The following is a 12,874-nucleotide window of genomic DNA, read 5'->3' as shown; positions in this document are numbered from 1 at the left end:
CTCCGCAAGCAGAGAGGTTTATTCATGAAGCTAACTCAAATGGCTTATTGTAATAATTTAGAAACCATTTGTGGAGTTTGGTTTGCTTGAGAAAGCATGCTGATACCAGCTTCGTTCAAGATTTTGAACTTAGTCATTTCAGACATTTCTTTCGCCATGTCAGCGTCTTCGATTTGAGAAGCAGCTGAAGCCATGCTAGCAGATTGGCTCTTAAGGTTATTTACGTTAAAGTCAAGACGGTTTAATGTAGCACCTAGAGTTGCACGGTTGTCAGCGATTGTTTTAAGAGCATTGTCAATTTTGTCGATTGCTTTTAAAGTGTTTTGTGAAGTCACATCATTCAATGTTTCTGTAACTTTTGCAAATTCCGCTGTGTTATCAGCACTATCAGCAGTTTTAACAGCTGTCATAGCATTTTCAAATGCAGTCACTTTAGTTCCATCAAATAAACCTTTTACTTTGTCAAATTGAGCTTTAGCATCTGAAACCACTTTTTTTCTAGCTGTTTCATCTGTTGCTGCTCCAAAATCAGCTTCGAAGGTTTTCATTGCGTCTTTAAATTTTCCTAGGTCAGCAATTTTATCTTGAGGAATTGCTGCATCTTCAATCTTTAAATCATCAATTTTTAAGTCCTTAAGGTTAGCACCTTTTAGTTGGATACCAATTTGTTTAGCACCTTCACTTGAATCTAGAGTTTGAATGTTAATTACTTGATCAGTATTTAATAAATTTTTATCATTAAATTGTGTATTTTCAGCGATGTAAGTAATTTGTTCTTTTAATGCATCAAATTCTTTGTTTAGTGCACCTTGGTTTTCTTTTGTGTTCGTACCGTTCGCAGATTGGTTAGCGATGTCACGCATACGAAGTAAGATGTTAGATACAGAGTTTAAAGCTGAGTCAGCTGTACGGATTAATGACATACCGTCTTGTGTGTTGTTAGCTGCAACACCTAATCCGCTTTCACGTGCACGCATACGAGTTGCGATTGCAAGACCTGCTGCATCGTCAGAAGCGTTGTTGATACGTTTACCGCTTGATAAACGGTCCATAGCGTTGCTCATTTTAGCTTGGTTTTGGCGCATGTACTCTTGAGTACGCATGCTGTTAATGTTTGTATTAATTCTCATGTTAAGAAACCCCCATTTTTTTATATTGACTTTTCTGCAAATTGAAAAACGGTAATATGCGAAAAAATCAATTTCGAGATTTATTGTAATCCTTGCTACAACGGGTGTCAACTAAAAATTCGAATTAATAAATATAAAAAAATAACAGTTTAACAATATATTCATTTTTTTATTACATAATTATTAAAAGGATTATTGCAAACTTTAAAAAAAAACTCTAATATTAGATTATCTTTGTTTACCGAAAAGGTGATATTATGATAGTTGGAAATATAGTAAAAGAAGTGCTTGCATATAAAAAAGGGCAAATTCAGCAAAAGCTAAGTAGTCCACAAGCATTCGTTAGTAGTCGTTTTCAAGAGAAGTTGCAGAGTGAACCTGCGAAGGAGACGAAAGAAACTACGCAGCCGGCAAAAGTAGAAGATATGAGTCAGCCAGTACAATCTACGAAAATAGAAGCGGTTGTTAATAAGCCGGTAGAAACTATTAATAAAGTAGAGGAAGCGAGTAAGTCTGAAGAAAAGGCTGAAGCGAAGAAAGCAGATGAAGTGCAAGTTGCGCAAAAAGAGTTTGAACGACGTTTCCCAGAAACGAAAAATGAGGCTGTTGATACGTGGGAATTAACGAAGAAGTATAATATTCAAAAAATACGTTCTTCCAATGAAGGGAAGTATGAGGATATTATTGATCGCACTAGCCGTACATACGGAATTCCGAAAACGTTAATTCAAAAAATGATTGAAGTAGAGTCTAATTTTAATCCGAAAACGGTGTCACATGCCGGTGCGATGGGTCTTATGCAGCTTATGCCAGCGAATGTGAAGGAGATGGGTGTGAAGAATCCATTTTCACCAGCTGAAAGTATTGAAGGTGGCGTAAAAGAGTTAAGCGGTTATTTAAAGAAAAATAACGGCGACTTAGTATTGGCGCTTGCTTCTTATAATGCTGGTCCTGGGAATGTGAGGAAGTACGGAGGCGTACCGCCATTTAAAGAAACGCAAGGATATATTAAAAAAATATTAAATATCGACGTTTCAAAATAAGAAGTTTCATATATAGAGAGAACATGAAATTTTCGTGAACATGATATGGGAGTTGGCTAGATTTGAAATTACAAGATGATATTCCGTTAACAATTTATTTTGAAATCGGAAATACGAAAAAGAAAATTGAAGATCTGCTTCATATTACGAAAGGTACATTGTATCGTCTTGAAAATTCAACGAAAAATACGGTGCGTCTTATGCTTGAGAATGAAGAGATTGGAACCGGAAAGATTTTGACGAAGAATGGGAAGATGTACGTTGAAATCGTTGAATTGAAAAGGTAGGGAAGGGGATTGTCATGAGTGGCGAAAAATTAAGCCAAGAGCAAATTGATGCCCTGCTGAAGGCGGTAAATGAAGGCGAGGAAATGCCAGCTTTCGCACAAGAAGCAGGAAAGCAAGAGAAATTTCAAGAGTATGATTTTAATAGACCAGAGAAGTTCGGTGTTGAGCATTTACGTAGTTTGCAAGCGATTGCTTCTACGTTTGGAAAACAGACGTCACAGACGTTATCAGCGCGTATGCGTATTCCAATTGAACTAGAGCCTTCAACAGTTGAGCAAGTTCCATTTACGAGTGAGTATGTGGAGAAAATGCCGAAAGATTATTATTTATATTGCGTAATTGATCTCGGTTTACCAGAGCTTGGAGAAATTGTTATTGAGATTGATTTAGCATTCGTTATTTATATTCATGAATGTTGGCTTGGCGGAGATAGTAAGCGTAACTTTACGATGCGCAGACCGTTAACAGCATTTGAGTTTTTAACGCTTGATAATATATTCTTGCTTCTTTGTAAAAATTTGGAGCAATCATTCGAAAGTGTTGTTGCGATTGAACCGAAATTTGTAACGACGGAAACAGATCCGAATGCACTAAAGATTACGACAGCGAGCGATATCATTTCATTACTTAATGTAAATATGAAAACAGATTTTTGGAATACGACGGTGCGTATCGGGATTCCGTTCTTATCTGTTGAAGAAATTATGGATAAGTTAACGTCTGAAAATATTGTCGAACATTCTTCGGATAAACGTAGGAAGTACACGTCTGAAGTGGAAGTGAAAGTAAATCAAGTGTACAAACCTGTTCACGTTGCGATTGGTGAGCAGAAAATGACAATGAGTGAGATTGAACAAATTGAAGAAGGCGATATTATTCCGCTTCATACGAAAGTTTCGGATGAATTACTTGGTTATGTAGATGGAAAGCATAAATTTAATTGTTTTATTGGAAAAGATGGAACGCGTAAGGCGCTCCTATTTAAAAGTTTTGTAGAGTAGGAGGATCCATATGAAGCATGAAGTATCTCCTGTGTCATTAATGGGATTAGAAGATTTTGCAGGAAAGCGAAATGAAGCAGGCAAAGCACATATCGATACTGTTTCAGATATTTCGATTGAACTTGGTGTAAAGCTTGGAAAGTCATCTATTACGCTTGGTGATGTAAAGCAGTTAAAAGTTGGCGATGTTCTTGAAGTAGAGAAAAACTTAGGACATAAAGTAGATGTGTATTTAAGTAATATGAAAGTCGGCATCGGTGAAGCAATCGTAATGGACGAGAAATTCGGTATTATCATTTCTGAAATTGAAGCTGACAAGAAACAAGCGGCGCTTATGAAAGCGCAAAGTCAAATGCAAGATAAAGAGTAGAGGAGGAGTCATATGTCGTATATGACGACCTTATTTCAAGTCGTTTTACTGTTTGGTGCGCTCGGTTACGGTGCATATTATATGACAAAAAAGACGCGCAAACAGCAGTTTTTTAAGCAGGGTGAAAATGGCCATATTCAAGTAAAAGACGGCGTGTATTTAAATCATCAAACGAGTGCCTTTTTATTTGAAGTGGACGGAAAGCAAGTGTTCACTGTTATTAGTAATAACGGTGTGCAGTCTGTGCAATTAACCGGAACAGGAAATCAGTTTCAACAAGCACTAGAAGACGCGGTGAAGACTGAAACGAAAAAAGTAGAGGATCCATCATGAGAATAAAGAAACAGTTATCATTATTAGCCGTTATTTTCGTATTTTCTATCGTTTTTTCAATTATTTTTGTAAATCCAGCGTATGCGGCCCCGAACGGTTTTATTAATTTCGAAAATGGAAAAGAGTTTACGAGTAATTCAAGTGTACAACTATTTGCGCTCGTTACCCTTTTATCATTATCTTCTTCTATCGTTCTATTATTTACACATTTTACTTATTTTATGATCGTTCTTGGGATTACACGTCAAGGACTTGGGGTAATGAATTTACCACCAAACCAAGTGCTTGTTGGACTTGCATTATTTTTATCACTCTTTACGATGCAGCCTGTACTCGGGCAACTGAAGAGCGATGTGTGGGATCCGATGACGAAAGAGAAAATAACAGTAAGCCAAGCTGCGGAAACGACAGCTCCTATTATGAAAGAATATATGTCAAAGCATACGTATAAGCATGATTTGAAAATGATGCTGAAAGTACGCGGAGAAGAGTTGCCGAAAGATTTGAAAGATCTTTCCTTATTTACACTTGTACCATCCTTTACGTTAACGCAAATTCAAAAAGGTTTACTAACAGGGATGTTCATTTATTTAGCGTTTGTATTTATAGATTTGATTATTAGTACACTTTTAATGTACCTCGGGATGATGATGGTACCGCCGATGATTTTAAGTTTACCGTTTAAAATACTCGTTTTCGTATATTTAGGTGGATATACAAAAATTGTCGATATTATGTTTAAGACGGTCGCCTGAAGCGTTTGATGCTATGTGATAGGAGTCATATAAATGAATACGTCACCAATTATAGATATTTTCCAAACCTTTTTTTATAAAGGGGTTATGATTTTAATGCCGATTGCCGTTGTAAGTCTGATTGTCGTTATTATTATCGCGGTTATTATGGCAATGATGCAAATTCAAGAGCAAACGCTGACGTTTTTACCGAAAATGGCGAGTATTGTGCTCGTTATTATCATTTTAGGTCCGTGGATGTTTCAAGAGTTAACGATGCTTATTTTAGATTTATTTGATAAAATCCCATCGCTATTGCGTTCGTACTAAGATAGGTGAACTGAAATGAATATGGAATTATGGGCGGCGACGTTTTTGGCGTTTTGCCGCATTACTTCATTTTTATATTTTTTACCGTTTTTCTCAGGCCGATCCATTCCAGCGATGGCAAAGGCTACATTTGGACTTGCTCTTTCAATTACAGTGGCCGATCAAGTGGATGTCTCTCACATCAAGACAGTTTGGGACGTTGCAGCTTATGCAGGAACGCAAATTGTAATTGGATTATCACTTTCAAAAATTGTAGAAATGCTGTGGAACATTCCGAAAATGGCAGGGCATATTTTAGACTTTGATATTGGTTTATCACAAGCAAGTTTGTTTGATGTAAATGCAGGGTCACAGTCCACTTTGCTATCAACAATTTTTGATATATTTTTTCTTATTATTTTTATTTCACTTGGCGGCATTAACTATTTCGTTGCCACTATTTTAAAGTCGTTTCAATATACAGAGGCGATTTCAAAATTGTTGACGACTAGTTTTTTAGATAGTCTACTCGCAACGTTATTATTTGCGATCACATCAGCGGTTGAAATTGCTCTGCCGCTTATGGGAAGTTTATTCATCATTAACTTTGTTCTAATTTTAATTGCAAAAAATGCTCCGCAATTAAACGTTTTTATGAATGCATACGTAATTAAAATTACATGTGGGATTTTGTTTATTGCGATGAGTGTACCGATGCTCGGTTATGTGTTTAAAAATATGACGGATGTATTACTTGAAGAGTATACGAAACTATTTAACTTTTTCTTAACGAAGTAGGGGGACGCGCATGGCAAAGGATAATAAAACAGAAAAGGCCACCCCGCAGAAGCGTAAAAAATCGCGTGAAGAAGGGAATATTGCCCGGAGTAAAGATTTAAATAATTTATTTTCCATACTTGTATTAGCAGTTGTCGTTTATTTCTTCGGAGATTGGCTAGGGTTTGAGATTGCGAATTCCGTAGCGGTACTGTTTAATCAAATTGGAAAAAATACAGATTCAACCGAGTATTTTTATTTAATGGGGATTTTATTACTGAAAGTATCGGCTCCGATATTAATACTCGTATATGCTTTTCATTTATTCAATTATATGATTCAAGTCGGCTTCCTATTTTCTTCTAAAGTCATTAAACCGAAAGCGTCACGTATTAATCCGAAAAACTATTTTACGAGATTGTTTAGTCGTAAAAGTTTAGTAGATATTTTGAAATCACTGTTTTATATGGGATTAATTGGTTACGTTTCGTACGTTCTCTTTAAAAAGAATTTAGAGAAGATTGTTAGTATGATTGGATTTAACTGGACAGCGTCACTCACTGAAATTATTAGCCAAATTAAATTTATCTTTTTAGCCATTTTAATTATTTTAATCATTCTTTCTATTATTGATTTCATTTATCAAAAATGGGAGTACGAACAAGATATTAAGATGAAAAAAGAAGAAGTAAAAAGGGAGCATAAAGATAATGAAGGGGACCCGCAAGTAAAAGGAAAACGAAAAAACTTTATGCATGCAATCTTGCAAGGAACAATTGCGAAGAAGATGGATGGCGCAACGTTTATTGTCAACAACCCGACTCATATTTCGGTCGTACTTCGTTACAATAAACACGTTGATGCAGCACCAATTGTCGTTGCAAAAGGGGAAGATGAGCTCGCATTATATATACGAACGCTTGCCCGTGAACAAGAAATACCAATGGTGGAAAACCGTCCGCTTGCTCGTTCTTTATATTATCAGGTCGAGGAAGATGAGACGATTCCAGAAGATTTATACGTAGCTGTAATTGAAGTTATGCGCTATTTAATTCAGACGAACGAACTTGAAGTGTAATAGCGCGTTTGGAGGAGATCTCTTTGTTTAAGATAGAGTCTGCAAGAACCTATTTTTCTATCTTTTTAGCAGCGTCATTCGTAGTGGCGCTCTTAATTCCACTTCCACCATTTATACTTGATATCATTATCGTTTTTCTACTAAGTATGTCAGTGCTTATTTATATGCGAGCGACAAGTATTAACGAGTGGGATGAATTAAAGTCATTTCCAACGATGTTGTTATTAATCGGGATTTTCCGCGTATCGATTAACGTTTCGACGACGCGAGCGATTTTGACAGATGGAAATGCAGGTCATGTTATTGAAGAGTTCGGCCAGTTCGTAATTGGCGGAAACTTATTAATTGGTATCGTTATTTTTACAGTATTAATCATATTCCAGTTTATCGTTGCAAACGGTGCATCTCGTACAGCTGAAGTAGCAGCTCGTTTTACACTTGATTCTTTACCGGGGAAACAAATGTCTATCGATGCTGATTTAAACCAGCGTATTATTTCAGAAAAAGATGCACAGGCAAAACGAAAAAAATTAAATATGGAAACAGAGTTTTACGGGGCGATGGATGGTGCCGGAAAGTTCATTAAAGGGGACGTTATTTTCGGGATTGTCATTTTATTCGTAAACATTATTTTCGGTTTAATTGTCGGCATGATGCAGCAAGGAATGAGCTTTGCAGATGCAGCTCTTCATTATACACAGTTAACTGTCGGTGACGGAATCGTAAACCAAATCGGTTCATTAATGCTTGCAATTTCAACAGGTATTATCGTAACGCGTGTATTTGACGGCTCACCGGATACAGTAACAGAAGGTATCTTTAAAGAGTTATTAGCGCATGAAGTTGTTGTATATGCACTAGGTGGTTTATTTATCGCAATGGGTATTTTTACTCCGCTACCGTTTCTACCATTCGCACTCGTTGGTGGAACGATTATCTTCTTAGGTATTCGTAATAAAAATCGAATAAAGAAAGAAAAAGAAGACGAGCTTCAAAAAGAATTAGAAATGATTCAAGGCGAAGATGAGCAACTGCAACAAGTGGAAGATTCATTCGGAGTATTTACGGATAAATATCCGATTATTGTAGAACTCGGTTTAGATTTAGCAGCACTTGTAAAGCAGAAAATTAACGGGGAAACAGCTCGTGATAAAGTTGTTCTTATGCGGAAGTCGATTATTACTGACCTTGGTATTAACGTTCCTGGAATTAACTTTAAAGATAATACGAGCTTTAGACCACGCGGACGTTACATTATTCGTATTAAAGGTGCGAAGGCAGCTGAAGGTGTTTTAAAATCAGGTTATTTATTAGCACTGAAAACACCGAACGTAATGGCTGATTTAGATGCAGAGCCAGCTAAAGATCCAATTTTCGGTGAAGATGGATATTGGATTTTAGAGCATATGGTGCAAGATGCACAAATGAAAGGCTATCAAGTGTTAGAGCCACTTAGCATATTAATTACACATTTAGATGTTGTCGTTAGACGTAATCTTCATGAATTAATTCAGCGTCAACATGTAAAAGACTTAATTAACTCGCTTGAAAATGATAATGGCGTTCTATTAGAAGAGATTAAGAAGAAAGAAATTGATTTATCACTCGTTCAAAATGTTATTAAACAACTTCTAAAAGAAGGTATTTCTATTCGTGATTTACCAACAATTATTGAAGGTATTATTGACGGCAAAGAAATTTATCAAAACCACGTTGACGGTGTGACATCATTTGTTCGTGAATGTATTTCAAAAGTTATTTGTGAAAATGCGAAAAATCCGGACGGAAAAATATATGCAGCGCTCTTCTCTGATTCAATTGAGTTAGATGCGGATGTTGTGAATAATTCATATCAAGGTTACTTATTAAACTGGGATTTAGATTTAGAAACACGTGTCGTTGAGCAAGTGCAGCGCGTCTTTAAGCAAGCACGTTTAATGGGAAGAGAACCAGTGTTATTAACACGTAGAAAAGATTTTAGATTTGCGATCGTAAGACTGCTAGAACGTTATCAAGTGGAAGCACAAGTACTTTGTATTAGCGAATTAGCACCAGAAATTGTTGTGGATCAAATTGCCTATATTGAATAGTAGGGGGTGAAGTAATGGAAAGTACAGAAAAGAAAGAAGCGTTAATGCGAATAAAAGCAGCTTCGAAAAATGAATTGTATCGAAAGTTATTTGACCAATATGGTACAGATTATTATTACGTTGTCGATGAAAGTGTAAAACGAAATATACCGTTTTTCTGGAAAAAGGATTATGAAATGTTAGTTGCTTTTCCAGAAGAAAAACAGGAAGAAGTGAATGAAGGTACAGCTCAATTTCATGAACAGTTAATGGATGTTGTGAATGATCCTTCAGAACAAATTGTGAAGGCGAATGGAATTCAATCAGTACTGCACAATTTAGAAAACGTAACGACTTCTATGTCATACGCGGCGATGCAAACAGGAAATAGTGAAGAATGGGCAAGAAAAAAAGAGAAACTATTAAAGCTGTTCGAAAAAGGAATTGTCGTTGTGAAACCGACGAAAGAAGCGGAAGTAACGAAAAAGAAAAAAGTTGTGAAACAAGTCGTTCAGGTAAAGAAAGAAGAAGTAGCTCCAAAGAAAGAAAATCAAGAATCTGTACCGTTTATTATTCAAAAAGTAATTCGGATGCTAGAACAAAACGATGTAGAACAATATTTCATTTATGCATATGCTGAAAAGTTAAAAATAAAGTTTGAAAATGCAACGATGATTACAGAAGAAGAAGTTATCAGGTACATATTGGAAGATATGAAATCTCATTTTAATACGGAAAACGTCTTTGAAAAAGAAGTACAAACAATCGCATTAATCGGTCCAACTGGCGTTGGTAAAACGACGACACTCGCGAAAATGGCATGGCAATTTCACGGTAAGAACAAAACAGTTGGTTTTATAACGACAGATCATTCTCGCATAGGGACAGTGCAGCAATTGCAAGATAACGTAAAGACAATTGGATCGGAAGTAATTGCTGTGCGTGATGAGGCTGCAATGACAAGAGCGCTTACGTATTTTAAAGAAGAAGCACGCGTCGATTATATTTTAATTGATACAGCCGGAAAAAATTATCGTACGTCAGAAACAGTGGAAGAAATGATTGAAACGATGGGACAAGTAGAACCAGATTATATTTGTTTAACGTTATCAGCTTCGATGAAAAGTAAAGATATGATTGAAATCATTACAAACTTTAAAGATATTCATATAGATGGTATTGTGTTTACAAAATTTGATGAAACAGCAAGTAGTGGCGAATTGTTGAAAATTCCAGCAGTATCATCAGCTCCTATTGTATTAATGACAGATGGCCAAGACATAAGGAAAAATATACATATCGCTACAGCTGAACATTTAGCGAAACAAATGTTACAAACATCGTAGAAAAGAGGTGAAGAATAAGGCGCTTGCCTTATTCAAACGAATATGAACGGTCTTTATATAGGTTCTATGGGTATGATGAATTACATGCAGCGTATTAATGTTCATTCGAATAACGTTGCAAATGCTCAAACGACAGGATTTAAAGCAGAAAATATGACGTCTAAAGTATTTGATGTACAAGACACATATCGCCGAGGAGATGGGGCGGTAACAAATATCGGTTCGGTCGATTACGCTGTAGTACCAGCTGCAACACATGTGAATTTAGTACAAGGAAATATACAAATGACAAATAGCGCTACAGATTTCTTTTTAGATGACGGCGCGGCCGGCACAACATCATTTTTCGTTACTTCTAAAAATGATGAAACGTTTTTAACGAGAGATGGTAGTTTCACATTAAATAGTGATCGTTATTTACAAACATCTTCAGGTGCTTTCGTAATGGGAGAGAATAATGAGCGTATTCGTATTCCGGAAGGAGCAAAGGTTGCTGTACAAGCAGACGGTACATTATATGATGAAGTAACACAAAATAATATTGCTCGTTTACAAACAAAAACAGTAGATGCCGAAACGAATGCTCGTCTCGTGCAACGTGAGAACAAAAGCTTTACACTAGCAGAAGGAAACATTGCTAATTTACCGAACGGAACAGGAATAGTAAAAAATCATATGCTAGAAAATTCAAATGTTGATATGACGAAAGAGATGGCAGATCTTATGACGGATCAAAAAATGATTCAAGCATCACAGCGTGTTATGACGTCATTTGATAAAATTTATGAAAAAGAAGCGAATGAAATATTGAGATAAAAGACTTCCAAAAGTGGGAGTCTTTTTTGTTATTGCTTTTATTACAGTTACATCATAAAATGATAATGATTATCAATATCATTTTATCTATTTTCATAAGAATAGAATTTCATAATGACAGCAACATTTGTTTAACTAAGTGAATTAAAAACAAGGGGATGGTGTATATATGTCTACAAAGAATCAACTTTGCATTGGATTATGTTTAATTTCTAGAAAGAAAGAAGAATTGAATGAGTTTAATTCCGGAATTGATGAACAAGTAGAGTTGGCACTACAGGCAGAAAAGGCTAAGTTAGATTTTGTTTTTAAAGCCGATTATTTAGTGGCGCACCCAGATTTAATTGCTCGTAATAAAGGGAGTGTCATTTTAGACCCGACGTTACTGTTTACTGCTATTGCGTACGCAACTGAAAAAATTGGAGTCGTTACAACCGATTCAACTTCATTTTATCCACCATATATATTAGCAAGGCAATTACAATCGTTACACTGGATTAGTAACGGCCGAGTAGGGTGGAATATTGTTACATCAATTGACGGTGCTGAAAACTTTGGTGAGGAAGGGATGCCATCATCTGAGGAGAGATATGCGAAAGCAGCAGAATGTACAGAGTTAGTAAGAAAACTTTGGAGGAGTCATCCTTATGAAGTGTTGAAAATAGATAACACTGAAGTTATTAGAGAGATGGCCAAGCCAATTGAACATAGTGGTGAATATTTTGAGGTAAAAGGTCCGCTGAATATCCCACAGCATATATCAGGAGAAATGCCATTATTTCAAGCCGGTGCTTCAGAGTCTGGTCGGAATTTTGCTGCTTCTGTTGCAGATGCAATTTTTGCTGCAACGCCAGATGTAGAGTCAGGTATTGAACTTCGTCAAGATTTAAGAAGAAGAGCAGAACAGCATGGCCGGAAGCAAGATGCTATACGCGTATTACCTGGATTATATTTCTTTATAGGTGATACATATGAAGAGGCGCTAGAAATGCATAGACAAGCTCATCAACATCTCACAAAAGAGAAGAGATATGCGTTACTTGAAATGGTTCTCGGATTAGATGCGAGAGGGATTCCGCTAGAAAGTAAAATTACCGAAGAGATGCTGCCAAGTCGGGATCAAACTGTACGTAGTAAAACACATGCAGAATTATTACGGCATTTCATTATTAAAAATGAACCAACAGTTGAACAAATATTAGAGCGACCAGAAGTTGTTGGATCGGCTCATTGGGTTGCGGTTGGTACACCAAAAGACGTTGCGAAGCAAATTATGGATAGGTTTGAGGCCGGAGCGTTAGATGGATTTATTGCTATTCCAGGAGGACCTCCCAAGTCACTAAATCTATTCTTTAGTGAAGTCATTCCTTTATTTGTGAAGGCGGGAGTATTTAGGGAAGAGTATACAGGTTCTACTTTACGGGAGCATTTGGCGGGAAACATGTTAAATACTTTACAGTTAAAATAAATAATAGCATGTAGAAAAAAGCCTTATTATAAAAGGCTTTTTTTATTTAAAATTAAAAATTCTGAAATATAAGTTGACTGTATGAATATTATTTTTTATATTAGTAGGTATAA

The 12,874-nt window shown here is 36.2% G+C and carries 14 protein-coding genes; 13 read left to right on the top strand and 1 reads right to left on the bottom strand.

Going from position 1 to position 12,874, the window contains the following annotated elements:
- Window positions 1-44: 44 nt before the first annotated feature.
- A complete protein-coding gene (locus MHI28_RS08520; protein ID WP_001222350.1) occupies window positions 45-1,130 on the bottom strand; it encodes a flagellin N-terminal helical domain-containing protein in 1,086 nt (361 codons plus the stop codon).
- A gap of 257 nt (window positions 1,131-1,387) precedes the next feature.
- Here MHI28_RS08520 and MHI28_RS08515 point away from each other — a divergent pair, with 257 nt between their 5' ends.
- From MHI28_RS08515 to MHI28_RS08455, 13 genes are all read left to right on the top strand, one after another.
- Complete coding sequence (locus tag MHI28_RS08515; protein WP_000635232.1) at window positions 1,388-2,173, top strand: lytic transglycosylase domain-containing protein; 786 nt, start codon at window positions 1,388-1,390, stop codon at window positions 2,171-2,173.
- 62 nt (window positions 2,174-2,235) lie between these two features.
- On the top strand, window positions 2,236-2,460 hold the full coding sequence (locus MHI28_RS08510; protein ID WP_000775712.1) for a flagellar motor switch protein FliN: 225 nt from the start codon (window positions 2,236-2,238) through the stop codon (window positions 2,458-2,460).
- A 14-nt stretch (window positions 2,461-2,474) separates the two neighbouring features.
- Window positions 2,475-3,461, top strand: a complete 987-nt coding sequence (fliM, locus tag MHI28_RS08505) for a flagellar motor switch protein FliM (protein ID WP_000012361.1) — start codon at window positions 2,475-2,477, stop codon at window positions 3,459-3,461.
- A 10-nt stretch (window positions 3,462-3,471) separates the two neighbouring features.
- On the top strand, window positions 3,472-3,831 hold the full coding sequence (gene fliN / locus MHI28_RS08500) for a flagellar motor switch protein FliN (protein WP_000680010.1): 360 nt from the start codon (window positions 3,472-3,474) through the stop codon (window positions 3,829-3,831).
- Window positions 3,832-3,843: 12 nt separating this feature from the next.
- A complete protein-coding gene (locus tag MHI28_RS08495) occupies window positions 3,844-4,164 on the top strand; it encodes a hypothetical protein (protein ID WP_000121178.1) in 321 nt (106 codons plus the stop codon).
- Window positions 4,161-4,919: a flagellar type III secretion system pore protein FliP gene (locus MHI28_RS08490; RefSeq protein ID WP_001220582.1), complete on the top strand. Its 759-nt coding sequence runs from the start codon at window positions 4,161-4,163 to the stop codon at window positions 4,917-4,919. Before MHI28_RS08495 ends, MHI28_RS08490 begins: the two co-directional genes overlap by 4 nt.
- Before the next feature lie 33 nt (window positions 4,920-4,952).
- Window positions 4,953-5,228, top strand: a complete 276-nt coding sequence (locus MHI28_RS08485) for a flagellar biosynthetic protein FliQ (RefSeq protein WP_001098080.1) — start codon at window positions 4,953-4,955, stop codon at window positions 5,226-5,228.
- A 15-nt stretch (window positions 5,229-5,243) separates the two neighbouring features.
- A complete protein-coding gene (locus tag MHI28_RS08480) occupies window positions 5,244-6,005 on the top strand; it encodes a flagellar biosynthetic protein FliR (protein ID WP_001055723.1) in 762 nt (253 codons plus the stop codon).
- Window positions 6,006-6,015: 10 nt separating this feature from the next.
- Window positions 6,016-7,062, top strand: coding sequence for a flagellar type III secretion system protein FlhB (gene flhB / locus MHI28_RS08475; protein ID WP_001030097.1), 1,047 nt, complete (start codon window positions 6,016-6,018; stop codon window positions 7,060-7,062).
- A 23-nt stretch (window positions 7,063-7,085) separates the two neighbouring features.
- Window positions 7,086-9,152, top strand: a complete 2,067-nt coding sequence (gene flhA, locus MHI28_RS08470) for a flagellar biosynthesis protein FlhA (protein WP_000472586.1) — start codon at window positions 7,086-7,088, stop codon at window positions 9,150-9,152.
- A gap of 14 nt (window positions 9,153-9,166) precedes the next feature.
- The gene (gene flhF, locus MHI28_RS08465; protein ID WP_000446179.1) at window positions 9,167-10,477 is read left to right on the top strand and encodes a flagellar biosynthesis protein FlhF; all 1,311 of its coding nucleotides are present in this window, start codon (window positions 9,167-9,169) and stop codon (window positions 10,475-10,477) included.
- A gap of 42 nt (window positions 10,478-10,519) precedes the next feature.
- The gene (locus MHI28_RS08460; RefSeq protein WP_001013934.1) at window positions 10,520-11,293 is read left to right on the top strand and encodes a flagellar basal-body rod protein FlgG; all 774 of its coding nucleotides are present in this window, start codon (window positions 10,520-10,522) and stop codon (window positions 11,291-11,293) included.
- 169 nt (window positions 11,294-11,462) lie between these two features.
- Window positions 11,463-12,761, top strand: coding sequence for an NtaA/DmoA family FMN-dependent monooxygenase (locus MHI28_RS08455; protein WP_340827752.1), 1,299 nt, complete (start codon window positions 11,463-11,465; stop codon window positions 12,759-12,761).
- Window positions 12,762-12,874 lie beyond the last annotated feature (113 nt).

This window comes from Bacillus sp. FSL K6-0268, assembly GCF_038005425.1.
In the GTDB taxonomy this organism is placed as follows: Bacteria; Bacillota; Bacilli; order Bacillales; family Bacillaceae_G; genus Bacillus_A; species Bacillus_A thuringiensis_S.
This window is presented reverse-complemented; position numbering and strand designations above follow the sequence as displayed.

Coding starts and splice junctions, on each gene's coding strand:
- MHI28_RS08455 (WP_340827752.1), top strand. CDS start 11,463: ATGTCTACAAAGAATCAACTTTGCATTGGATTATGTTTAATTTCTAGA.
- MHI28_RS08495 (WP_000121178.1), top strand. CDS start 3,844: ATGTCGTATATGACGACCTTATTTCAAGTCGTTTTACTGTTTGGTGCG.
- flhB (WP_001030097.1), top strand. CDS start 6,016: ATGGCAAAGGATAATAAAACAGAAAAGGCCACCCCGCAGAAGCGTAAA.
- MHI28_RS08520 (WP_001222350.1), bottom strand. CDS start 1,130: ATGAGAATTAATACAAACATTAACAGCATGCGTACTCAAGAGTACATG.
- flhF (WP_000446179.1), top strand. CDS start 9,167: ATGGAAAGTACAGAAAAGAAAGAAGCGTTAATGCGAATAAAAGCAGCT.
- MHI28_RS08460 (WP_001013934.1), top strand. CDS start 10,520: ATGAACGGTCTTTATATAGGTTCTATGGGTATGATGAATTACATGCAG.
- MHI28_RS08515 (WP_000635232.1), top strand. CDS start 1,388: ATGATAGTTGGAAATATAGTAAAAGAAGTGCTTGCATATAAAAAAGGG.
- MHI28_RS08480 (WP_001055723.1), top strand. CDS start 5,244: ATGAATATGGAATTATGGGCGGCGACGTTTTTGGCGTTTTGCCGCATT.
- fliM (WP_000012361.1), top strand. CDS start 2,475: ATGAGTGGCGAAAAATTAAGCCAAGAGCAAATTGATGCCCTGCTGAAG.
- fliN (WP_000680010.1), top strand. CDS start 3,472: ATGAAGCATGAAGTATCTCCTGTGTCATTAATGGGATTAGAAGATTTT.
- MHI28_RS08485 (WP_001098080.1), top strand. CDS start 4,953: ATGAATACGTCACCAATTATAGATATTTTCCAAACCTTTTTTTATAAA.
- MHI28_RS08490 (WP_001220582.1), top strand. CDS start 4,161: ATGAGAATAAAGAAACAGTTATCATTATTAGCCGTTATTTTCGTATTT.